Source organism: Vibrio echinoideorum (genome assembly GCF_024347455.1).
Classification (GTDB): Bacteria; Pseudomonadota; Gammaproteobacteria; order Enterobacterales; family Vibrionaceae; genus Vibrio; species Vibrio echinoideorum.
In genome coordinates this window covers 1708579-1730383 of the sequence record NZ_AP025483.1, presented here as the reverse complement: position 1 = coordinate 1730383, position 21805 = coordinate 1708579, and the positions used below count along the sequence as shown (strand labels likewise).

Below are 21805 nucleotides of genomic sequence, written 5' to 3'. Positions count from 1 at the left end.
GTAAGATTGACTGAATGATGAATCGCTAACGAACTATTCATTGTTAATCGATTACTCAGCAAGTTCTCTAACGCTAACTACAATGAAGATTGAACAGATTATCCATGTCCATAGATGGAACTGAGCAATGCTTAAACAATTATTAGAACAAGCAACTTCAAACAACGCTAAAGCAAGGCTGTATGCGTTTGAAAATACAGTTGAGTTAACGAACCTTATTCCACCTACAGTGAGTTATGAAAGTGGGGGGAATACACTGATTATTGGTCCAACTGCGATCATAGAAAGTGCTGCGGCTCAATTGCCTCAGTTAACAAGCCTGACATTGCTTTCTACTGATGGTGGCCTTTCAACTAACGAAAAGGCAGGAACCAATAGCGAATCAGAACTTTATTACGCGAACGCTGTTCAAGTATCTGGTTTTCTGGGTACGTTCGAAGTCTTAATTGAAAGTAAAGGCTTAACAAACAACCTAGCTAAAATAGCGATCAATCATGATTGCTTCGATGTGGTCCTCGATCTGTGCCTAAACAGCTGTATGACGGAAGAAGTGCCAGTTCCGGGTTATTACCCAGTTGGTCGCGGCTATCCAAAACTGGCTGAAGCGTTAGAAGAGATTCCAACGTTGATGGGCACGTTTGATAAGCCTAAGTTCTTTCGTTTAGACACTGACCTATGTGCGCACAGTTCTCGTGGCGTAAAAGGGTGTGAGCGTTGTGTTGATGCTTGTCCTGCTGGCGCGCTATCGAGTGAAGGCTCAGATAGAACGGGTCACAAGATCGAGATTAACCCTTACCTATGTCAAGGCGTGGGAACGTGTGCAACAAGCTGCCCTACAGAAGCGATCACCTATGCGCTGCCTAATCCTGACGATACACAAAAATTCATCGAACGTACGCTAGCTAACTATGAGCAAGCGGGCGGTCTTGATCCGATCGTACTTATCTGTAGCTCTCGTCATGAAACCTACAATGTGATGGCACTGAAAGCACTGCCAGATAACGTGATTCCGATTGTTGTTGAAGAGCTTCCATCTATTGGTATTGATACTTGGTTTGCAGCGCTTGTAAATGGCGCGACTCAGGTTCTATTTGCGGCTTCTCGCTTTATGCCAGAGACGATCATTCGTGTTCTGAATAACGAAGTAGGAATTGCACAAGAATTACTTGATCAAATCGGCGTTCCAAAAGAAACCATCGATATCCTGTATTTAGAGTCGCTACGTGAAGGGCCACCAACACTGTGCGTTGATTCTTTCGACCTAGCACTTGGCGACCTTCAAGGTAACAAGCGTCAGCGTCTATTTACTGCTCTTGATGCGATGTCTTCATCTCGAATTCCAGTTGAGAACATTGTTGAGCTTCCTTCGAATGCACCATACGGCACGGTTTCGTGTGAAAGCAAAGATTGTACTTTATGTATGAGTTGTGTGGCTGTGTGTCCGACACGCGCTCTACATACCGACGGTGCATCTCCATCACTTAAGTTTGTAGAACAAGACTGTATTCAATGTGGTCTGTGTGAAAAGGCGTGTCCTGAGAATGTTCTCACTCTGACACCTCGTATGAATTGGGTGAAAGAAGAACGTCAACAAGCGGTTGTGATTCATGAAGAGAAAGCCGCGGAATGTTTGCGTTGTCATAAGCCATTCGCACCACAATCTATGATTGATATGTTGCAGAACAAGTTACGCGGTCACTCTCATTTTTCAGATGAAACTGCGATTAATCGTATTGCGATGTGTGAAGACTGTCGTGTGGTGGACATGTTCGACTCAATGGCTCAAAACCCATTGAATCAATTGAAATACTAGGAGTTGGCATTGGATACTAATTTAGGTCAAGCACAAGCGCCAAAACAAGCGCAAAACAATCAAGAACAAGAACAAACACTAAGAACTGAAATCTATTTGGTTCTTTCAGCATTGTTTCGCAGCGCACCCTCTGAAGAGGTGATTGATTTTCTAAAGACGCTAGATATTGAAGCATCTGAAAGTGCCATGCAAAAGGCTTGGATTGCCATTCAACAAGCTGCCACTGAATCGAACCGCGAAGCATTAGAAAACGAGTATCAAGATCTGTTCATTGGCATTGGCCGTGGAGAAATAGTTCCATTTGGTTCTTGGCATCGCACTGGCGCCATGATGGAAAAGCCATTAGCAGAAATTCGTCATGACCTAGAGCTTTTAGGCATTGAGCGTGATGATCAAGTGAAAGAGCCAGAAGATCATATCGCTGCGCTTTGTGAAGTCATGGCAATGTTAAGCAATGAAGAAGAAGCGCTACAACAAGCGGTTTTCAATAAGCATCTTGGCCCTTGGTTTAACTCTTTCACGCGTCAGCTTGAAGCAGCAGAAAGCGCCAACTTCTACAAATCAGCAGCCCAGCTGTGTGAAGCATTCTTAACGTTAGAACAAGTACGTTTTAGCGTGAATACAAAAAGCAGTAAGCACAAATTAAAGATTGATGTGAAAAACGTCACTGATTACGAGTAATCGAGCAGTACGCGATTATATCGATAGAGGGGCATTAAGCCTCCAAAAAGATCTACCGTAAGGTAAGGAAGCAATGATGAAAGATAATAAAGAAATAAATACAAGCCGTAGGGACTTACTCAAAGGCTTAACAACTGCAGCCGTTGCTGGTGCCGTTGTCGCTGGAACAACGAAAGTGGCAACTGCTTCAGAAACGGTTGAAATTTCGAAAGAAGACGTGAAGAAGACAGGCTATCGTGAAACGCAACATATTCGCGATTACTACGATACACTTTAGGAGATAACGGATGAAACTTGTCAAACGCTCCGATAGTGTGAGCAAAGAAACTAATCAGCTAGGTGTGTCTCGTCGCGCCTTCATGAAAAACACTTCATTAGCGGCTGGTGGCGCGGTAGTAGGCGCAAGTCTATTCGCACCGGGCATGATGAAGAAAGCACAGGCTAAATCAGTCGATCCAGAAGCGAAAACAGAAGTGAAACGTACTATCTGTTCTCACTGTTCTGTGGGTTGTGGTATTTACGCTGAAGTTCAAAACGGTGTTTGGACAGGTCAAGAGCCTGCATTCGATCACCCATTCAACGCTGGTGGACACTGTGCGAAAGGTGCAGCACTTCGTGAGCACGGCCACGGTGAACGTCGTCTTAAGTACCCAATGAAATTGGAAGGCGGTAAGTGGAAGAAGCTTTCTTGGGAACAAGCGATTGAAGAAATCGGTAACAAAGCGCTAGAACTTCGTAAAGAGTCTGGGCCTGATTCAGTTTACTTCTTGGGTAGTGCAAAACACAGTAATGAACAAGCTTACGCATTCCGTAAGATGGCGTCGCTTTGGGGCACCAACAACGTAGACCACCAAGCACGTATTTGTCACTCAACCACAGTAGCCGGTGTTGCAAACACTTGGGGTTACGGTGCAATGACAAACTCGTTCAATGACATGCACAACTGTAAGTCGATGCTGTTCATTGGTTCAAACCCTGCAGAAGCTCACCCAGTTGCGATGCAACACATCCTAATCGCGAAAGAGAAGAACAACTGTAAGATCGTTGTTGCGGATCCTCGTCGTACGCGTACTGCTGCGAAATCGGATCACTATGTATCCCTTCGCCCTGGTTCAGATGTTGCGTTTATCTGGGGTGTGTTATGGCATGTCTTTGCTAACAAATGGGAAGACCAAGAATTCATCCGCCAACGTGTATTCGGCATGGACGAGATCCGTGAAGAAGTTGCTAAGTGGAGCCCAGCAGAAGTTGAGCGTGTAACCGGCGTTAGCGAAGAAGACGTTTACCACACAGCAAAACTGCTTTCTGAAAACCGTCCGGGTTGTATCGTTTGGTGTATGGGTGGTACTCAACACACTACTGGTAACAACAACACGCGTGCTTACTGTGTCCTTGAGCTTGCTCTAGGTAACATTGGTAAATCAGGCGGTGGTGCAAACATTTTCCGTGGTCACGATAACGTACAAGGCGCAACTGACCTTGGCGTATTGTCTGACACGCTTCCAGGTTACTACGGTCTATCTGAAGGTTCTTGGCGCCACTGGTCTAAAGTTTGGGACATCGACTTTGACTGGGTAAAAGGGCGTTTCGACGACAACGCATACGGCGGTCAAAAACCAATGAATAGTGCAGGTATTCCTGTATCTCGTTGGGTTGATGGCGTGCTTGAAGATAAAGACAAGATTCGTCAACGCGAAAACATCCGTGCCATGTTCTACTGGGGTCACGCGGTGAACTCTCAGACTCGTGGTCCAGAGATGAAGAAGGCGATGCAGAAGCTGGATATGATGGTTATCGTTGACCCATACCCAACGGTCGCGGCAGTAATGAACGATCGTACCGACGGCGTTTACTTGCTTCCTGCAACCACTCAATTTGAAACCTACGGCAGTGTAACGGCATCAAACCGTTCTCTACAGTGGCGTGACAAAGTGGTTGATCCTCTGTTCGAATCTAAGCCTGACCACGAAATCATGTACCTTCTTTCTAAGAAGCTTGGTTTCTCTGATCAATTGTTCAAAAACATCCGTGTTGAGAACAACCAACCATTGATTGAAGACATCACTCGTGAATTCAACAAAGGTATGTGGACGATCGGTTACACAGGTCAAAGCCCAGAGCGTTTGAAAGAGCACCAACAAAATTGGCACACGTTCCACAAAACAACGCTTGCTGCAGAAGGTGGCCCTGTAAATGGCGAGACTTACGGTCTGCCTTGGCCATGTTGGGGCAACCCAGAAATGAAACACCCAGGTACGCATATCCTTTACGATACGTCTAAACCTGTCGCAGAGGGCGGCGGTAACTTCCGTACGCGTTTCGGTGTGGAATTTGAAGGTCAAAACCTATTGGCTGAAGACAGCTACTCGAAAGGCAGCGAAATCAAAGATGGTTACCCAGAATTCAGTGACAAACTGCTGAAACAACTGGGGTGGTGGGACGACCTAACAGCAGAAGAAAAAGCCTCTGCTGAAGGTAAAAACTGGAAGACTGACGTTTCTGGTGGCATTCAACGTGTTGCTATCAAGCATGGTTGTATTCCGTTTGGTAATGCGAAAGCGCGTGCGATTGTTTGGACATTCCCAGACCGAGTTCCACTGCACCGTGAACCACTTTACACACCACGTCGTGACCTAGTTGCTGACTACCCAACGTGGGATGATAAAGAAGCGATTTTCCGTGTTCCTACGCTTTACAAGTCGATTCAAGACCAAGACAAGTCTGGTGAATACCCGATTATTCTTACGTCTGGCCGTCTGGTTGAGTACGAAGGAGGTGGTGAAGAGACACGTTCTAATCCATGGCTAGCCGAACTTCAACAAGAGATGTTCGTTGAAGTGAACCCGAAAGACGCGAACGACATCGGTTTCAAAGATGGTGATGATGTTTGGGTTGAAGGTGCTGAGAAAGGTCGAATTAAGGTGAAAGCGATGGTGACTCGTCGTGTGAAACCTGGCCTAGCATTCCTACCATTCCACTTCGGTGGCAAGTTCCAAGGCGAAGATTTGCGTTCTAAGTATCCAGAAGGCACTGATCCTTACGTTATTGGTGAAGCTGCAAACACAGCAACCACATACGGTTACGACCCTGTCACGTTGATGCAGGAAACGAAAGTAACCCTTTGTAATATTCGTAAAGCGTAAGGAGTCTTAAAATGGCTAGAATGAAATTTCTTTGTGACACCAAACGTTGTATCGAATGTAACGGTTGTGTCACTGCATGTAAGAATGAAAATGATGATGCTCTTGAATGGGGTATTCAACGTCGCCGCGTTGTAACACTGAACGACGGTGAACCGGGTGAAAACTCTATTTCAGTAGCATGTATGCACTGTACTGATGCACCTTGTATGGCAGTTTGTCCAGCAGACTGTTTTGAACATACAGAAGACGGCATCGTACTTCACAATAAAGATCTATGTATCGGTTGTGGTTACTGCTTGTTTGCTTGTCCCTTTGGCGCACCTCAATTCCCTAAACAGGAAGCCTTTGGTGAGCGCGGTAAGATGGATAAATGTACCTTCTGTGCTGGCGGCCCAGAAACAGAGCCAGGTTCTGTTGAAGAGCGTCAGAAGTACGGTGCGAACCGTATTGCTGAAGGCAAGCTACCAATGTGTGCTTCGCTTTGTTCGACAAAAGCGCTGCTTGCAGGTGATGCTGAGCAAGTCTCTGATATCTTCCGTCAGCGTGTTGTAGAACGCGGTGCGAAAGGTGCCGGTTGGACAGACGGCAACGACCTTTCTTACGATGCGATGAAGAGCTAGTTAGGAGAGACATATGCTTACAATGTTTAAGCGTCTCTTCCTTGTTGTGCTGCCAATGTTGGCAGCACTAACAATGCTGTCTCCTTTGAGCCATGCATCTGAGACGAACTCATCACAAACTCAAGCGAGCTCCGCTGAAAGAGAAGTGACCCAACTTGCTGGTGCTGATTTTTGGCGACAAGTAAGAAATGGTGAGGAGGGTTACACCACATCACAATCTGCTGAGCACGGTGTGTTAATCAGTACTCCAGGTCAAACGTGGTACATATTGAAAGAAAAGTGGATGTCGCCAGCTGGTGCCGTCGCTATCTTTGGCAGTATTGCTTTCGTCACGCTAATGTACGTTGTGATTGGACCGCTGATGCTAAGCGCGCCAAGAACGGGTCGCAAGATCAAACGTTGGTCTCGATTGGATCGTGCGTTGCACTGGAGTATGGCATTTACCTTCTTAACGCTGGCTTTCAGTGGTTTGATGTTGGTTTACGGCAAACACTTCTTGAAACCATATATCCCAACCGATTTGTGGGGCTTCATCGTTATGTTAGCGAAGCAATACCACAACTACATAGGTCCGATTTTCTATGTTCTATTGATGGGTGTACTCATCAAGTGGTGGCGAAAGTCGATCTTCAAGATGGTGGATATCCAGTGGTTCATGAAACTAGGTGGTATGGTCGGGAAACATAAAGGTTCTCATCCATCGGCTGAATTCTCAAACGCGGGTGAAAAAGCGCTATTTTGGCTGTTGATTGTCATGGGTAGTGTTGCAGCGATCAGTGGCTTAGTGTTGGATTTCCCAATCTTTGGACAAACACGTCGTCATATGGAACTTTCAAACCTTGTTCATATGGTCGCCGCTCTTATCCTTATCTGTGGTTTCGTGTTCCATATCTATATCGGTTTGTTCGGTATGGAAGGTGCATTAGAAGGCATGGTGACAGGCGAAGTTGATGAAACTTGGGCAAAAGAACACCATGATCTTTGGTACAAAGAAGTGATGGCCCAAGAGGAAACAGGTAGTGAGCAAAACGCTAATCATGTTGATACAGACAAAGCTGTTGATAGTAAAGAGGTGAAGAATGAACAAACCTCATAAAGGTATTTGGGTCGCTTATATACTAAGTTGCTTTACGCCATTTACTTGTCTTCTCTCGGGTGTGATTGCCATCGTGTATGCGGGTTATCGTTTGGATAAAGGTGAAGATGGCGAAGTCGTTGATACTCATTATTATGGATTGATTCGTTCGTTCTTCTTAAACCTGACGTTCTTTGTAGTGCTCATCGTTACAGTGGCAACGTCTAACGGCGTGTTGATTGGCGTTAACGATTACTGGTATCAAAACCACTTTATTGATGAAATTGCTTACTACATTCCTTACGTAGGTATGTTGTTTGGTGGTGTCGCGATCGTGGTTTGGTTTATCCGTATGTATCAAGGTATGCAACGTTTAAGTCAGAATCTACCGCAGAACCCATCAACAGGACCAAACCTGTAATTGATGTAAATAAGCGGTTTGGATAAATGAACCACGCTTGGTTCGTTATCGAAGAAAGCAATTAACAATTAGTAATTAGTAATTGGTAATTAGTGATGAAAAGCAAAGCCCAGTGATCAATGTCACTGGGCTTTTTGTTTTGGGTTAACGCTTATCTAAAGTCACACAACGTTGCATGCTTCAATCTGGTGCAACTCCCTTAATTGGTGCAATGAATCTTAAGCTTTCCGCTGAATTTGAGAACCAATAAAGTGCACCAAAATAATTAATTAATAATAATCAGAAACTTAAAGTCAAACTCTATTGCACGAAATTTACACCGACGAGTTGGAACATATCTTGCGTTGACTGTTGAGTCTTTAATTAATTGCAGCATCAATTCGCACGAATCTAGTGCAATTGAGACGAAGCTAAGGGAGAAAGCTTTAATGAGTCAAACGGTTACCCAAGTTCATAGCGCAGTAGAGAGCTTGACGCAGAGTTCAGACACTCTATTTCTATTATTAGGCGCCATCATGGTCTTCTTAATGCACGCAGGCTTTGCATTTTTGGAAGTAGGTACAGTAAGAAAGAAAAACCAAGTGAACGCGCTGGTTAAGATCCTCTCGGATTTCGGCGTTTCTGCTATTGCTTATTTCTTTATCGGTTATTGGGTCGCTTACGGCGCACATTTCTTTGCTGACGCAGAGACGTTATCGCAAGGCAATGGGTATGAGTTGGTTAAGTTCTTTTTCTTAATGACGTTTGCAGCCGCCATTCCTGCCATTGTTTCTGGTGGTATTGCAGAGCGTGCTCGTTTCTATCCAATCCTTATCGCCACTTTATTTACGGTTGGTTTCGTTTACCCCTTCTTCGAAGGCATCATCTGGAACGGCAACTTTGGTTTCCAAGCGTGGCTTGAGGCTCAGTTTGGTTATGGCTTTCATGATTTCGCGGGGTCTGTTGTGGTTCACGGTGTAGGAGGTTGGATTGCTTTGGTCGCGGTTTACTTCTTAGGTATGCGTAAAGGCCGTATTCGTGCAGGTAAACACACTAACTTCGCACCATCTAACATCCCATTCTTAGCACTAGGTTCTTGGATCTTATGTGTGGGTTGGTTTGGTTTTAACGTGATGTCTGCTCAAGCAATCAATGGCATCAGTGGCTTAGTTGCGATGAATTCATTAATGGCGATGGTTGGCGGTATTCTTGCAGCTCTAGTCGCAGGTAAAAATGACCCAGGCTTTATTCACAATGGTCCTTTGGCAGGTTTAGTCGCAATTTGTGCAGGTTCAGATCTAATGCACCCACTTGGCGCTTTGGTTACAGGGGGCGTGGCAGGCGCGCTGTTTGTTTACCTATTTACTTACCTGCAAAACAAAACACAGATCGATGATGTACTCGGTGTGTGGCCTCTGCACGGCGTGTGTGGCGCTTGGGGTGGCATTGCGGCAGGTATCTTCGGCCAGCAAGCATTCTGGGGGCTTGGGGGCGTGAGCTTTGCGTCTCAGGTTGTAGGTACATTAGCGGGTATCGCTGTTGCACTGATTGGCGCTTTGATTGTTTACGGCGTTCTTAGCAAAGTGACAGGCCTACGCTTGAGTGAAGAAGATGAATTCAACGGCGCGGATCTTTCAATTCATAAGATCTCGTCGATCAACGAAGACTAGTCGATTAGTCGTTTTAGCAATCAGTCAATTCAACAGGCAATCATTTGAAAAGAAGTCGCGTCAACGGTTTGAACGACTTTGCCTGAAAAACATTTGATTCATATACATTGGTTTAATAAACAATAATAAGCGGCTTCGGTCGCTTTTTTTGTGCCTGCTCAATCTTAATCCGCCGATATCGAGCGAGTTATGTCACAAATAACCAATGAATTCAGTTGGCTAAGACTATGGTCTAATCCCTAAAACTATTGTTGGAATTTGAACAGTGCTAAGCTGTTACAAAGTGACATATTGAAAAGGACGTTGTATGCATTTCCCATATCAAAATATCGTAATTCTTACTGGCGCCGGCATCTCTGCGGAGTCAGGAATACAAACATTCCGAGCACAAGACGGATTATGGGAAAACCATAAAATCGAAGACGTCGCGACACCAGAGGGGTTTGAGAAAGATCCAGATTTGGTGCAAGCATTCTACAACAAACGTCGTCATGGCTTACAAAGTGAAAGTATCCTTCCTAATTCTGCCCACAAGGCGCTAGGAGAGCTTGAAGCCAAACTAGATGGCAAAGTGACTGTCATTACTCAAAATATCGACAACCTGCACGAGAGAGGCGGGAGTAACAATATTATTCACATGCATGGCGAACTTCTTAAGGCGCGCTGCAGTGAGTCAAATCAAGTGCTTGAGCATAAAGATGATATCCATACCGGAGAGCTTTGTCATTGCTGCCAAATCCCAGCGCAAATGCGGCCACATATTGTTTGGTTCGGCGAAATGCCGTTACGAATGGGTGACATTTATTCAGCGTTAGAAGAAGCTGATTTGTTTATCTCTATCGGCACGTCAGGTGTGGTTTATCCAGCGGCAGGTTTTGTTCATGATGCTAAAATGCATGGCGCACATACGATTGAAATCAATCTAGAACCCAGTGCGGTTGAGAGTGAATTTGAAGAAAAGCGCTATGGAAAAGCGAGTATCGAGGTACCGAAGCTCGTCGGAGAGTTATTGTGTACTGAGAAAGGGTCTTTAACGGCCTAGCCAGCCAGTGATTAGAGAAAACGCATCAGTTTCTGAATCTGAATCTGAATCTGAATCTGAATCTGAAAAAGTTTAGATAAAAATAAAGCGGCTTACGCCGCTTTATTCATTTATTGAACTGACAAACTAACAGTAACTTAGTTGTTCACTTTAAGCTTTTGAAAGTACTCGTCATAAATAACGCTCGCTTCGCCAACTTCGTCTTGCCAAGCGCCATTATCCATCACTGATTGTGGTGGGAAAATGTTTTTGTCTTCAGCAAACTCTTTAGGCAGAAGAGGGTAAGCAGTTTTAACTGGAGTCGGGTAACCGATCTCTAGAGCAATCTTCGCTGCATTTTCTGGACGAAGAAGGAAGTCGATCATCTTATGCGCTGCTTCAACGTTTTTAGCGCCAGATGGGATAGCTAGGCTGTCCATCCAGAAAATCGTGCCTTTTTCTGGCCAGATGATATCGATAGTTGCGCCTTCTTGGCGTGCCATGTAAGCAGAACCATTCCAAAGCATACCAAGAGACACTTCACCAGCTAGGTAAGGGTTAGCAGGGAAATCAGAGTTAAATACCAATACGTTTGGCATTAGCTTACGAAGTTCTTCGTATGCTTCTTTGATCTCTTCAGGATTAGTCGTGTTTGGAGAGTAACCCAGTTTAGACAGTGCGATATGGAAAACCTCACGAGAGTCATCCATCATCATTAGTTGGCCTTCCCACTGCGTATCCCACAAGTCACCCCAGTTTTTAACTGAAGACTTGTCTAGCATATCAGAGTTGATACCAATACCAGTCGCACCCCAGATGTATGGGATCGAGTAGTTGTTGTTTGGGTCAAACGGCTTATCTAAGTAGTTTGGATCCAAATCTGCAAAGTGGCTTAGCTTAGTTTTATCAAGCTCTTGAAGCATGCCTTCTTTACGCATCTTTGAAACGAAGTAAGTAGAAGGAACCACTAAGTCGTAACCCGTACCTTGAGTTTTTAACTTAGCGTACATGCTTTCGTTAGACTCATAGGTTGAGTAATAGACTTTGATGCCGGTTTCTTCTGTGAAGTCTTCTAATACTTCATTTGGAATATATTCAGACCAGTTGTAAAAATACAATTCTTGGTCAGCTGCGAAAGAGGGTGTCGAAAGTAAAGTAGCAGCACACAATGCGCCGGTATACAGTGTTTTTTTCATTACTGTTCCGTTCATTTGTTTGATTTGGAGCTGGGTAGTGAACCCAAAGTAAAAGGATTTCTAAAAATCGCGCTGAATTATAGCAGTGATATAACAAAATAGGCAGCCTAAGCTGCCTATTCATTGATATTCTTATTTTTAACTTGTTGGCTGTCTGGCAGGGTTGTTAGCTAAACCAGTCACTTACCGCCAATTAGATAGCAAACAAACGAGTTAGCTTACTGACCCGCTTTAAGCTTCATGAAGTAGTCTTCATACTTCACGGTCTTATCACCAACCGCTGCTTGCCATTCAACACGGTCAAGATCTTCTTGTGAAGGGAACAGAGCAGGGCTGTCTTTGAACTTCTCGTTTGATGCTTTCACTGCTGTTAAATAGCCAGTATCGCGAGAGATTTGTTCTGCAATTTCCGGACGAAGTAGGAAGTCGATCATCTTATGAGCCGCTTCTATGTTGATTGCGCCAGAACTGATTGCAAAATTATCGACCCAACCAATACCGCCTTCTTTAGGAAAAACCAGTTTAATCGGTAACCCTTCGTTTTGCGCAGCAGCGGCAGAGCCGTTCCAAAGCATACCTAAGCCAACGTCACCAGACATGTATGGCGTACCTGGGTTGTCAGAGTTAAATACCAAAACGTTTGGCATTAATTTCTGTAGCTCGGCGTAGGCTTCATCGATTTCTTTTTCGTTTGTTGTGTTACCTGAGTAACCCAGCTTACGTAGAGCAATGTGGAACACTTCACGAGTGTCGTCCATCATCATCAGTTGACCTTCGAGCTCTGGCTTCCATAAGTCAGCCCAGTTTTGGAAATCTTCTGGATCGTACATATCTGTATTCACAGCAAGGCCAGTTATAGCAACGACGTGTGGAATAGAGTAGTCGTTGTTTGGGTCATATGGCTTATCTAGGTAGTTTGTATCTAGATTCTTGAAATTGTTCAGCTTGGTTTTGTCGATCTTTTGAAGCATGCCTTCATCGCGCATTTTAGACACGAAGTAGGTCGATGGAACCACAAGGTCGTAACCTTTGTTGTGTGTTTTCAATTTGGCATACAAAGTTTCATTCGACTCGTAAGTTGAGTAAATCACTTTGATGCCCGTTTCATCCGTGAACTGTTCTAAGATCTCACTGTTGATATAAGGTCCCCAGTTCATGAATACCAATTCTTTGTCATCTTTTGCAAACGATGGTGCAGATAACATTGAAAGCGCACATGCACTACCAGCCAATAGAGTAGCCCATTTTTTCATTGACGTTAGCTCCAAACTAAACGTTGCCCAAAGGCACTAGATAGAAAAACAGAATGGCAATTTACCATTCTGTTTATGAATAACACTTTTTTTGAACTTGAAGTATCTTAACTTCGTATCAAGTCAGTCTCTTAATAGAGTAGGAGGCTTACTTAACTTTTTCTCTCGCTAACAACTGAGAAATGATCACCAGTATCAACGATACCACCAACATCATTGTTGCTAGAGCATTCACCTCTGGAGAGATGCCTACTTTAACCATCGAGTAAATCTTCAGTGGTAATATTTCATACGTCGGGCCCGTTACGAAAGAGCTGATGATCACATCGTCCAAAGACAGAGTGAAGCTCAATAACCAGCCAGCAGCGACCGCAGGTTTAGCAAGAGGCAGGATGATCTGCTTTAGAATAGTCCATTCACTTGCACCTAGATCTTTTGCTGCTTCAAGCATCTTCACATCAAAACCATTCAAGCGACTGTAAACTGTTACTACAACAAACGGCAGACAGAACGTAATGTGCGCGGCAAGTAGGGTAAAGAACCCTAGTTGCACACCCATTACCAAGAAGAGCGCAAGAAGCGAAATAGCCATCACAATATCAGGCGACATCATTACGATGAACAGCATGCCGTTGACGATACCTTTACCTTTAAATTGATAACGGAATAGGGCAACAGCGGTTAGGCTTCCTACAATCGTGGCAGCTGTTGCTGAGAATACCGCTACGTTGATCGAATGCCATGCAGCCTGCATTAGGCTGTCATTGTTAATCAATGCGTCATACCATTTTGTCGTGAAGCCACCCCATTTCATACCAAATTTATTGGCATTAAATGAGTTCGCAATCAATACGATAATTGGTAGGTATAGAAAAGCGTACACCAACGCCATAAAGCTGAACTTAACTGTGCGACCCATTAGTCTAGCTCCACTTTCTTGTTCAATAGCTTGCCTGCTCGGTAGTAGGCATACAACATCACAGCCATAGCGGTGGTCAGTGCAATACTGGTTGCGGCGCCAAACGGCCAATCACGAGCATTCAGCACTTGGCTCTTAATGACGTTACCGATCAACAAGTTCTTAGCTCCGCCCAACAAGTCTGAAATGTAGAACATTCCAAGCGCAGGGAGCAATACAAGTAAACAACCGCCGATAATGCCTGGCATCGTTAGAGGTAAAACAACCTTCAATAGCGTTTGAAGTTTGTTCGCACCTAAGTCTTTAGCCGCTTCTAAATAAGTATCGTCTAGCTTTTCAATCGCTGAATACAACGGCAAAATCATGAACGGGAGCAGGATATACACTAAACCGATCATTACTGCCGTTTCTGAATACATAATACGAAGTGGTTTATCGATAATATCTAACGCTAACAAACCTTTGTTCAAAACACCTTGAGTACCCAAAACCACTTTTAAGCCGTAAGTACGAATCAAAGAGTTAGTCCAGAATGGCACAATCACTAAGAACAACATGATTGGACGCCATTTAACCGGCATTTTTGCCACTATGTAGGCAAACGGGTAACCAATAATTAAACAAAGCAGAGTTGCGACTATCGCCATATAGAAAGAGTGCATAAGCACTTTAAAATACAACGGATCAGCTAAACGCAAGTAGTTATCGAGAGTGAAAGTCATCTCGATTAAATTCGCTTCATCACGAGTTAAGAAGCTCGTTCCGATGATCATGATGTTTGGAATCATCACGAACAGAACCAGCCAACCTGTGATTAAAGCAACAATCGCGTTTTGTAAATTAAACTTCTTGCTCATCTTCTAATACCACTTCCCAACTCTCAACCCAAGTTACTGCAACTTTTTGGCCCAGTGAGTGATCAACATCAGGGTCATCTTCGTTGAAGAATTCGCTAACCATGACACGCATACCAGATTCAAGTTCAACTACTGAATCTAACGTCATGCCTTTGTAGGTTCGATCGACAATATGGCCAACAATAGAACGCTGTTCCGACTCTTTAATTTCTTCAAGACGAAGATCTTCAGGGCGAAGTAGTACTTGCAACTTTTGACCTGGTGATACGTCTTTATCGTGATAGATAATTGACTCTTCGCCTTCGATTGTCGCAATAATGCGCTTCTCATCTTGACGAGATTTCGCTGTCGCTTCGAATACGTTAATTTCACCAATGAAACGAGCAACAAATAAGTTCTTGGGCTCTTCGTAGATTTCTCTTGGTGTTCCGTCTTGTTCAATCACACCATCACGCATAACAATAATACGATCAGACATGGACAGTGCTTCTTCTTGGTCGTGCGTTACAAAAATGAACGTAATCCCAAGTTGACGTTGCAATTGTTTAAGCTCGATCTGCATTTGTTTACGTAGTTTGTAATCAAGGGCAGACAGGGATTCGTCCAACAAAAGAACTTTAGGTTTATTAACAACAGCACGAGCGATTGCAATACGTTGTTGTTGACCACCAGATAGTTGGTGTGGCTTTCGTTGCGCCATTTGTTCCAAGCGCACCATTTTCAAAGCATCCATTACACGAGGTTCAATCTCTGTGTTTGGAACTTTCTGCATGCGTAAGCCAAATGCCACATTGTCGAAAACGGTCATATGTGGGAATAGGGCATAGCTTTGGAATACAGTGTTAACATGCCTTTGTTCAGCAGGAACTTGTGTTACATTCTGATCCGCTAATAGTATTTGACCACTATCTGCCGTTTCAAAACCCGCAATCATTCTTAGTACCGTTGTTTTACCACAACCTGATGGTCCTAAGATCGTGAGAAACTCACCATGATTTACATTTAGATCAAGATTGCCGATGACTTGCTTACCATCGAAACTTTTACTAATGCCAGTAAGCTGTACGACTGGCTTTCCTACTGATTTTTTAGCGTTCAACGTCTGTTTTTCTCCACCTTGGTTCTTTTTGAGACCTGTTGCTATACACTTTTAAGGCGCGCATCATAATCACCAAAAACGTGAATTCAAAGCATTTTTTATCATTAGTAGACAAAAAATTTCGCAGGTAAAAGTAAACATCCTTTACCATACTGTAATTTACAAGGTTTACACCCCAATAAGTGTCTAATTATTAACCATTAAGACGTAAAAGCAAGGCTTGTTACAGATTCATATTTTAGTTTGCATCCTACATATGAGTATAATGAAGCCAATTTTTTATCAATAAGTTAGGTGGCTTCGATAAAGTAAGCGCACCTAGGTATCATTATGAACAACGACATCGAAAAAGATTTTAATTTAGGCGGTAGCATCGACCGAGCTCTTTCAGGTGATTATGAGCTGAAAGCAACGGCTGTATTCCAAGAAGCTTGGAAGCATACCGTCGGTCACTTCCTTTCATTTTCTCCCGCGATCGTTGCTCTAATGTTCGTGCAACTGGCTATTTTTTATATCGCATTGAAATTACAACTGGGTGACCCTGCCGTCATTCTAGATGCCGTTATCGACCCAGAAGCGTTTACCCCACAGATTGTTGAATCTATTTTCATTGCTAACTTTAGCTACGAAGTGGTCAGTGCTCCTATTTACGCGGGTATTAGTCTAATGGCTATGAGCCACGCGGCAGGCTTGCAAACCAAGACTCGTCATATCGGTAAAGGTCTACAATTTACTGTCCCAGTAATACTAGTGACTTTGTTCAGCCTGATGCTTCAAGGCATAGCCGGAATGCTCTTACCGTTTCTTTCTATCTACTTCTCACTGGCGTTCAGTCACTCAATTCTATTGATTTGTGATAAAAAAGTGCCACCGATGCAGTCGTTATTGCTTTCGCTGAGAGCAGTGAATAAGAAGATCTTCACCGTCGCATCTATCTATTTAGTGGTTATGCTGATGTTCATCGTTGCGGCTATGATGTACGGCATTGGTCTAATCTTTGTTCTTCCATTCTTTTTCCATGTGAAAGGCATTCTTTATCGTGAAATGTTTGGTATTAAGTTAAAGGTTATTGCGTCAGATCGAACAAATAACGATGACGACAATGATCATGACAACGAAAGTGGCAGCAACAACGACGATAACAACAAAAACCCTCAGGTGTTCGATGCGTAATAATGATCAAGCAGGCGTTGGTAAGTCTCTAGCGCTTAAAGTGACGGCTCTAGCGATCGTTGGTTCTATCTCACTGATTGGTCCATACATTTATCAAGAAGAGGAACGTCGACGTACGGCAGACCAAAGTTCCAATTCAACGAACCAATTTGGTGACTTAACCGTTGCTTCAAGCACACCCAATTTTGCAGCTATCGAAGATGTAAACGAAAAAAAAGACGCATTCTTTTCGTTCTTACGTCCTAGCATCAACATTGAAAATAAGCGTATCGTCAAAGAGCGCGCATTTTTGACCAAAATTTCAGAATCTGGTTTAAGCAATACAGATTCGGAAGACACGTCGTATGCAAAAAGATTAGGGAAGTTATACAGTTTACCAGTGCCACCTTCAGGTTTAGATCAAGCATGGTTAACCGAGATGCTCAGTCGCGTAAACGTATTGCCAGAGGCGCTTGTGCTCACACAAGCCGCTAACGAGTCAGCTTGGGGAACATCGCGTTTCGCGACTAAAGCCAATAACTACTTTGGTCATTGGTGCTATACAAAAGGTTGCGGACTCGTTCCATTACAACGTAACGAAGGCAGTTCACATGAAGTCGCGACATTCTCTTCAAGCCAAGAGTCTGTTCACCGCTACTTCATGAACCTTAACCGCAACCGTGCTTATGCTGATTTAAGAGCTATTCGAGTGAACCTCACTGAAAAGGGTGATGATTTGCTGACAACTGAAACCGCTACAGAGCTAACCAATGGCTTATTAAAATATTCTGAGCGAGGTTCAGACTATGTGACTGATTTACAAGCTATGATTCGTCACAACAAGGTATACTGGAAAAAGTAACTCGATTTGATATCGGTTTGGTTACCTTGCATCATAGGTTTCTGCCAAGCAAAGTCACAAAAGAGCAGCTCACGGCTGCTCTTTCTATTTATAAACGCTCAACTTCAACAAGATTATAATAATGAAAAAGACAGCACTCGCTTTATTCGCCTCACTAACCCTTGTGGCTTCTCTTCCAGTTTTGGCGCAAGAATACATGTTCACGTATTCTAAACTTTATACTCAGCTTAAAAATAACACCAAAGAAGGGCACGATGATGTCAAAGTTGCGGTCTTCTTTGTCGATCAACAAGCTCAAAAAATCTGCCATATCAGTAAAGCTTGGATGGAAAAAGAAGAACACTATGAAGAACTCAAAGTGTCTCCAGTACATGAACTGCTTCTGCCGGTAGATAAAAACTTGCGTTCAGCAAACCCTCTTATCTTTGTACAGACTCAAGAACAAGAATGTGCGTACTCTTTAGTCGTTATGACTCAGGAGCCTTTGACTGGTAAAGTAGAGATTGCACAGATAGAGAGCTTGCTACCACAGATGCAAGCGATGCTAGAAGATGTAAGCGGTATGTTTTCAAGCTGGTTTACCCCTGATGTGGAAGGTTTAACACTCGAGTTTGCTAACAAACTTGAAGGTAACATCGAGCTGTCTAATGGCAAACAAATCCAAATTAATGAAGGGCGCGCCAAGTTTACTGTGGCTGAGTTAGAAGGGAGCAGCATTACACTTCCAGAAGCAACGGTACGCGTTCTTCCTTACATCCCAGCTCAATAGTTCGAACTTCATTAAGTATCGACAATAGTAAAAGAAGCAGTGCCCATAAAAATGAGGCACTGCTTTTCATTTATACTGACAAAAAATCTTGTTTCAATAACCAGTGTTCTGATTCAGTACAATTTCCTGTGCATTTACTGATTTATCACATGACATTACAGAATCTTTCTATCACTTAGCTTGTTTATCCTTCCTTTACTATTTAAACCTAAAATAAAAATCCGTATAATCCACGCCCTAAAACAGTCCCACTAGCAATCTACAGTCGATAATAAGACGGTGTGAGAGTCGCAATGAACCAAAACGATATAAAAAAAGAGACACTTGAATTCAACAAACTTCAGAAACTTTTAAGAAGAAACGTTGGAAACGCCATCGTCGACTACAACATGATCGAAGAGAATGATGTCGTTATGGCATGTATTAGTGGCGGTAAAGATTCATTTGCGATGCTAGACATTTTGTTACGTTTACGTGAAGCCGCACCCATCAAATTTGATGTTGTAGCCGTAAACCTAGACCAAAAACAACCTGGTTTCCCTGAGCATATTCTTCCTGAATACTTTGAAACACTGAATATTCCTTACTACATCGTAGACAAAGACACATATTCAGTTGTTAAAGAAAAAGTGCCTGAAGGTAAGACGACATGTGGCCTATGTTCTCGTCTGCGTCGTGGTACTTTGTACTCGTTTGCAGAAAAAATTGGTGCAACTAAAATCGCGCTTGGCCACCATCTTGATGACATCGTAGAAACTATGTTCCTAAACATGTTCCACGGTGCTCGTTTGAAGGCGATGCCACCGAAGCTTCGCTCTGACGATGGTCGTAACGTTGTTATTCGTCCACTGACTTATTGTCGTGAAACGGACTTAATTAAATACGCTGAGCACAAAGAGTTTCCAATTATTCCTTGCAACCTTTGTGGGTCTCAAGAGAACTTACAGCGTCAAAACATCAAGGCAATGCTTATCGATTGGGATAAGCAAACCCCAGGACGCGTAGAGAAGGTCTTCAAGTCCATTCAAAACGTGAGTCCTAGCCAATTGGCAGACCGTGAGTTGTTTGATTTCATTAACTTACCGTTAGACCGTACTGAAGAGCGCAAAGCATACGAATTCGAAGAAGCTGAAATCTCGTCGTCAAACATAGATGAATCAATGTATATCGACGTGACGAACGTATAACGATATAAATCACCTTTAAACTGTTCGGTTCTTTGAAGCTATTCTATTGTTATGAATAACGAGTAGCATTAGACAAACAAAAACGCCTCAAGTAATACTTGAGGCGTTTTTTTCGTTTATAAGTTAACTATTCTTGAACTAAACCACAAAGGCTAAATCTGTCACCGAGTTTAACCCACTAGTAAAAACTTAACCTTTAGAAAGGTTAGGGTCCAGAGGACTTACATAACCTGAAGGCTTAAGCGCTAAAACGTCACAGTTAATCTTATCGATAACATGTTCCGCTGTATTACCAATAAACACGGCAGACAAGCCAGTACGGCCAGTTGTACCAAGAATCACCATCGCAGCGTTGTGTTCAGACGCTACGCGAGGAATAACATCTTCCGGCAAGCCTTGTTCAACAACTGTTTGCTCTTCACACATACCATGCTTCTGACGCAATGCTTTCATCGCCGTCAAATGATGGCCTCGTACCGCATCGGTATAAGAAGTCGGATCAAACTCTGGTAATTCAATAGTGATGTTAGCTGGCGTAACAGGGTAGGCATTCACCAAAAATGGCTTAGCATCTAAACGACCAGAAATCTCAAGTAATCTGTCAACCATTGAATCATTAAGCTCTAAATGAGCTTCCGTCTCAGAGCCGACATGAACTGAAGCGTAGATCTTCGCATCATCAGGCCAGAAATCATTTTTAACCAATAACACGGGGCTAGGGCACTTTCTCAATAGATGCCAGTCTGTTGGGGTGAAGATAACAGACTCTAAAGTATCGTGCTTACGCGTACCTTTAATCAAGATATCGTGCTCACCACTGTAGATTTCGGCAATGATGGCTTCATATGGGCGATTGTGCCACACCACTTGGACGTTGAACTCTATAGAATCATCGAGATAAGGTTCTGCAACTTTATTCATCCAGATTTCACGCTGATGAATTACGCCTTTGCGCATCGCGTCTCTTTCGTCGATAGAAAGCATCGATGTCATTTCGTACGAGAAGTCGTAGATAGACAAAAAGAAAGTGATATGGCTTGTTGAGGTGCTTTTCTTTGCAAGTTGGATAGCACGAACTAGAGCGGGTTGCTCATCGTGATTAATGTCTGCGACAACTAAGATTTTGTTATAGATACTCATAACTAAGCCTACTTTTTAGACCGAACATATAAATAATGTAGCGTAGTTATGGCGAGATTAAGAGAAATATAAGAGGTTTTAAGAGAGAAACATGATGTAGCTCATTATTGAACTACATCATTGATATCTAGACTATTCTTTTGAAACGCCAGCAAGTTCCATCAGCGCATCGTGATCTTCGATAGTGATGTATTTGCCTTTAACGCTCAAGATGTCCGCTTTTTGGAAACGACCTAAAAGACGACTAATTGTCTCGACAGTTAAACCTAGGTAGTTACCAATATCGCCACGAGTCATCGTTAAGCGGAACTCTCTAGGGCTGAAACCGCGTTGAGAGAAGCGAGTAGAAAGGTTGTAAAGGAATGCAGCAAGGCGTTCTTCCGCGTTCTTTTTAGAAAGAAGCAGAATCATTTCTTGGTCACCTTTAATCTCATTACTCATCAGGCGCATAATTTGCTGACGCAATTTAGGCATTTTTCCTGATAGATCATCGAGAATCTCATATGGAATTTCACATACCATAGAAGTTTCTAGTGCTTGAGCGAAACTAGGGTGTATGTCACCCGTAATCGCATCAAAACCAACAAGATCACCCGCTAGATGGAATGCAGTAATCTGCTCATCACCTTGCTCGGTAATCGTGTAGCTCTTGATCGTTCCAGAGCGAATAGCGTATAGCGATTTAAGCTCGTCGCCGGCTTTAAATAGCTCTTGGCCTTTTTGAATAGGTTTCTTTCTCTCAATGATCTGATCAAGTTGATCGAGTTCAGATTCATTCAAAGTAAATGGGATACAGAGCTGGCTAATACTACAATCCTGGCAGTGGATTGCACAGCCACCAGACTGAACTCGTTTCGTCACAGGCTTTTCAGAAATCATAACAATCTTTCACTATTTGATATACGTCAATATTTTAGCATTCCTTCATCCAGTTGGGTAGTAAAAAAA

20 protein-coding genes are annotated in these 21805 nt (G+C 43.2%); 13 read left to right on the top strand and 7 right to left on the bottom strand.

Going from position 1 to position 21805, the window contains the following annotated elements; all coding sequences use genetic code 11:
• The first annotated feature begins 127 nt into the window (after positions 1–127).
• From OCV36_RS07730 to cobB, 9 genes are all read left to right on the top strand, one after another.
• Positions 128–1813, top strand: a complete 1686-nt coding sequence (locus OCV36_RS07730) for a 4Fe-4S dicluster domain-containing protein (RefSeq protein WP_135458205.1) — start codon at positions 128–130, stop codon at positions 1811–1813.
• Positions 1814–1816: 3 nt separating this feature from the next.
• Complete coding sequence (locus OCV36_RS07725) at positions 1817–2494, top strand: TorD/DmsD family molecular chaperone (RefSeq protein WP_390903440.1); 678 nt, start codon at positions 1817–1819, stop codon at positions 2492–2494.
• A 76-nt stretch (positions 2495–2570) separates the two neighbouring features.
• Entirely contained in the window at positions 2571–2771 is a 201-nt protein-coding gene (locus tag OCV36_RS07720) for a twin-arginine translocation signal domain-containing protein (protein WP_029224806.1), read from the top strand.
• 10 nt (positions 2772–2781) lie between these two features.
• Complete coding sequence (locus OCV36_RS07715) at positions 2782–5637, top strand: formate dehydrogenase subunit alpha (RefSeq protein WP_017073272.1); 2856 nt, start codon at positions 2782–2784, stop codon at positions 5635–5637.
• An 11-nt stretch (positions 5638–5648) separates the two neighbouring features.
• The gene (fdh3B, locus tag OCV36_RS07710) at positions 5649–6257 is read left to right on the top strand and encodes a formate dehydrogenase FDH3 subunit beta (protein ID WP_010440854.1); all 609 of its coding nucleotides are present in this window, start codon (positions 5649–5651) and stop codon (positions 6255–6257) included.
• A 13-nt stretch (positions 6258–6270) separates the two neighbouring features.
• Entirely contained in the window at positions 6271–7353 is a 1083-nt protein-coding gene (locus OCV36_RS07705) for a formate dehydrogenase subunit gamma (RefSeq protein WP_135458210.1), read from the top strand.
• Positions 7337–7753 (top strand): hypothetical protein, encoded by a 417-nt coding sequence (locus tag OCV36_RS07700; protein ID WP_102553737.1) that lies wholly within the window; start codon positions 7337–7339, stop codon positions 7751–7753. The genes OCV36_RS07705 and OCV36_RS07700 overlap by 17 nt, the downstream gene beginning before the upstream one ends.
• Positions 7754–8181: 428 nt before the next feature.
• Positions 8182–9402, top strand: a complete 1221-nt coding sequence (locus OCV36_RS07695) for an ammonium transporter (protein WP_135458212.1) — start codon at positions 8182–8184, stop codon at positions 9400–9402.
• A 307-nt stretch (positions 9403–9709) separates the two neighbouring features.
• Positions 9710–10444 (top strand): Sir2 family NAD+-dependent deacetylase, encoded by a 735-nt coding sequence (cobB, locus tag OCV36_RS07690; RefSeq protein WP_017074303.1) that lies wholly within the window; start codon positions 9710–9712, stop codon positions 10442–10444.
• 137 nt (positions 10445–10581) lie between these two features.
• Here the strand turns inward: cobB and OCV36_RS07685 are convergent, their stop codons facing one another.
• The 5 genes from OCV36_RS07685 to potA form a co-directional block, all read right to left on the bottom strand.
• On the bottom strand, positions 10582–11619 hold the full coding sequence (locus tag OCV36_RS07685) for an extracellular solute-binding protein (RefSeq protein ID WP_135458214.1): 1038 nt from the start codon (positions 11617–11619) through the stop codon (positions 10582–10584).
• 218 nt (positions 11620–11837) lie between these two features.
• On the bottom strand, positions 11838–12872 hold the full coding sequence (locus OCV36_RS07680; protein ID WP_135458216.1) for an extracellular solute-binding protein: 1035 nt from the start codon (positions 12870–12872) through the stop codon (positions 11838–11840).
• 148 nt (positions 12873–13020) lie between these two features.
• Positions 13021–13791, bottom strand: coding sequence for a spermidine/putrescine ABC transporter permease PotC (gene potC, locus OCV36_RS07675; RefSeq protein ID WP_017074300.1), 771 nt, complete (start codon positions 13789–13791; stop codon positions 13021–13023).
• Positions 13791–14648, bottom strand: a complete 858-nt coding sequence (gene potB, locus OCV36_RS07670; protein ID WP_135458218.1) for a spermidine/putrescine ABC transporter permease PotB — start codon at positions 14646–14648, stop codon at positions 13791–13793. The genes potC and potB overlap by 1 nt, the downstream gene beginning before the upstream one ends.
• Entirely contained in the window at positions 14632–15747 is a 1116-nt protein-coding gene (gene potA / locus OCV36_RS07665) for a spermidine/putrescine ABC transporter ATP-binding protein PotA (RefSeq protein ID WP_135458220.1), read from the bottom strand. Before potA ends, potB begins: the two co-directional genes overlap by 17 nt.
• A 330-nt stretch (positions 15748–16077) precedes the next feature.
• Here potA and OCV36_RS07660 point away from each other — a divergent pair, with 330 nt between their 5' ends.
• The 4 genes from OCV36_RS07660 (at position 16078) to ttcA (ending at position 19717) form a co-directional block, all read left to right on the top strand.
• The gene (locus OCV36_RS07660; RefSeq protein ID WP_135458222.1) at positions 16078–16920 is read left to right on the top strand and encodes a DUF2189 domain-containing protein; all 843 of its coding nucleotides are present in this window, start codon (positions 16078–16080) and stop codon (positions 16918–16920) included.
• Positions 16913–17761 carry a glucosaminidase domain-containing protein gene (locus tag OCV36_RS07655; RefSeq protein ID WP_135458224.1) on the top strand — a complete coding sequence of 283 codons (849 nt, stop codon included), beginning with the start codon at positions 16913–16915 and terminating at the stop codon, positions 17759–17761. The genes OCV36_RS07660 and OCV36_RS07655 overlap by 8 nt, the downstream gene beginning before the upstream one ends.
• Before the next feature lie 121 nt (positions 17762–17882).
• Entirely contained in the window at positions 17883–18530 is a 648-nt protein-coding gene (locus OCV36_RS07650; protein WP_102553744.1) for a DUF2987 domain-containing protein, read from the top strand.
• A gap of 293 nt (positions 18531–18823) precedes the next feature.
• Entirely contained in the window at positions 18824–19717 is an 894-nt protein-coding gene (ttcA, locus tag OCV36_RS07645) for a tRNA 2-thiocytidine(32) synthetase TtcA (RefSeq protein WP_029224949.1), read from the top strand.
• Between the two features lie 189 nt (positions 19718–19906).
• On the opposite strand, the gene uspE is transcribed toward ttcA, so the two are convergent.
• Both uspE and OCV36_RS07635 read right to left on the bottom strand, forming a co-directional pair.
• Complete coding sequence (uspE, locus tag OCV36_RS07640) at positions 19907–20857, bottom strand: universal stress protein UspE (protein ID WP_017074293.1); 951 nt, start codon at positions 20855–20857, stop codon at positions 19907–19909.
• 132 nt (positions 20858–20989) lie between these two features.
• Positions 20990–21736, bottom strand: coding sequence for an FNR family transcription factor (locus OCV36_RS07635; RefSeq protein WP_017074292.1), 747 nt, complete (start codon positions 21734–21736; stop codon positions 20990–20992).
• Between the last annotated feature and the right edge of the window lie 69 nt (positions 21737–21805).

What these genes read in the sequence shown, in the direction of transcription:
- OCV36_RS07730 (WP_135458205.1), top strand. Translation starts at nt 128, where the DNA reads ATGCTTAAACAATTATTAGAACAAGCAACTTCAAACAACGCTAAAGCA.
- OCV36_RS07720 (WP_029224806.1), top strand. Translation starts at nt 2,571, where the DNA reads ATGAAAGATAATAAAGAAATAAATACAAGCCGTAGGGACTTACTCAAA.
- OCV36_RS07715 (WP_017073272.1), top strand. Translation starts at nt 2,782, where the DNA reads ATGAAACTTGTCAAACGCTCCGATAGTGTGAGCAAAGAAACTAATCAG.
- fdh3B (WP_010440854.1), top strand. Translation starts at nt 5,649, where the DNA reads ATGGCTAGAATGAAATTTCTTTGTGACACCAAACGTTGTATCGAATGT.
- OCV36_RS07705 (WP_135458210.1), top strand. Translation starts at nt 6,271, where the DNA reads ATGCTTACAATGTTTAAGCGTCTCTTCCTTGTTGTGCTGCCAATGTTG.
- OCV36_RS07700 (WP_102553737.1), top strand. Translation starts at nt 7,337, where the DNA reads ATGAACAAACCTCATAAAGGTATTTGGGTCGCTTATATACTAAGTTGC.
- OCV36_RS07695 (WP_135458212.1), top strand. Translation starts at nt 8,182, where the DNA reads ATGAGTCAAACGGTTACCCAAGTTCATAGCGCAGTAGAGAGCTTGACG.
- cobB (WP_017074303.1), top strand. Translation starts at nt 9,710, where the DNA reads ATGCATTTCCCATATCAAAATATCGTAATTCTTACTGGCGCCGGCATC.
- OCV36_RS07685 (WP_135458214.1), bottom strand. Translation starts at nt 11,619, where the DNA reads ATGAAAAAAACACTGTATACCGGCGCATTGTGTGCTGCTACTTTACTT.
- OCV36_RS07680 (WP_135458216.1), bottom strand. Translation starts at nt 12,872, where the DNA reads ATGAAAAAATGGGCTACTCTATTGGCTGGTAGTGCATGTGCGCTTTCA.
- potC (WP_017074300.1), bottom strand. Translation starts at nt 13,791, where the DNA reads ATGGGTCGCACAGTTAAGTTCAGCTTTATGGCGTTGGTGTACGCTTTT.
- potB (WP_135458218.1), bottom strand. Translation starts at nt 14,648, where the DNA reads ATGAGCAAGAAGTTTAATTTACAAAACGCGATTGTTGCTTTAATCACA.
- OCV36_RS07660 (WP_135458222.1), top strand. Translation starts at nt 16,078, where the DNA reads ATGAACAACGACATCGAAAAAGATTTTAATTTAGGCGGTAGCATCGAC.
- OCV36_RS07655 (WP_135458224.1), top strand. Translation starts at nt 16,913, where the DNA reads ATGCGTAATAATGATCAAGCAGGCGTTGGTAAGTCTCTAGCGCTTAAA.
- OCV36_RS07650 (WP_102553744.1), top strand. Translation starts at nt 17,883, where the DNA reads ATGAAAAAGACAGCACTCGCTTTATTCGCCTCACTAACCCTTGTGGCT.
- ttcA (WP_029224949.1), top strand. Translation starts at nt 18,824, where the DNA reads ATGAACCAAAACGATATAAAAAAAGAGACACTTGAATTCAACAAACTT.
- uspE (WP_017074293.1), bottom strand. Translation starts at nt 20,857, where the DNA reads ATGAGTATCTATAACAAAATCTTAGTTGTCGCAGACATTAATCACGAT.
- OCV36_RS07635 (WP_017074292.1), bottom strand. Translation starts at nt 21,736, where the DNA reads ATGATTTCTGAAAAGCCTGTGACGAAACGAGTTCAGTCTGGTGGCTGT.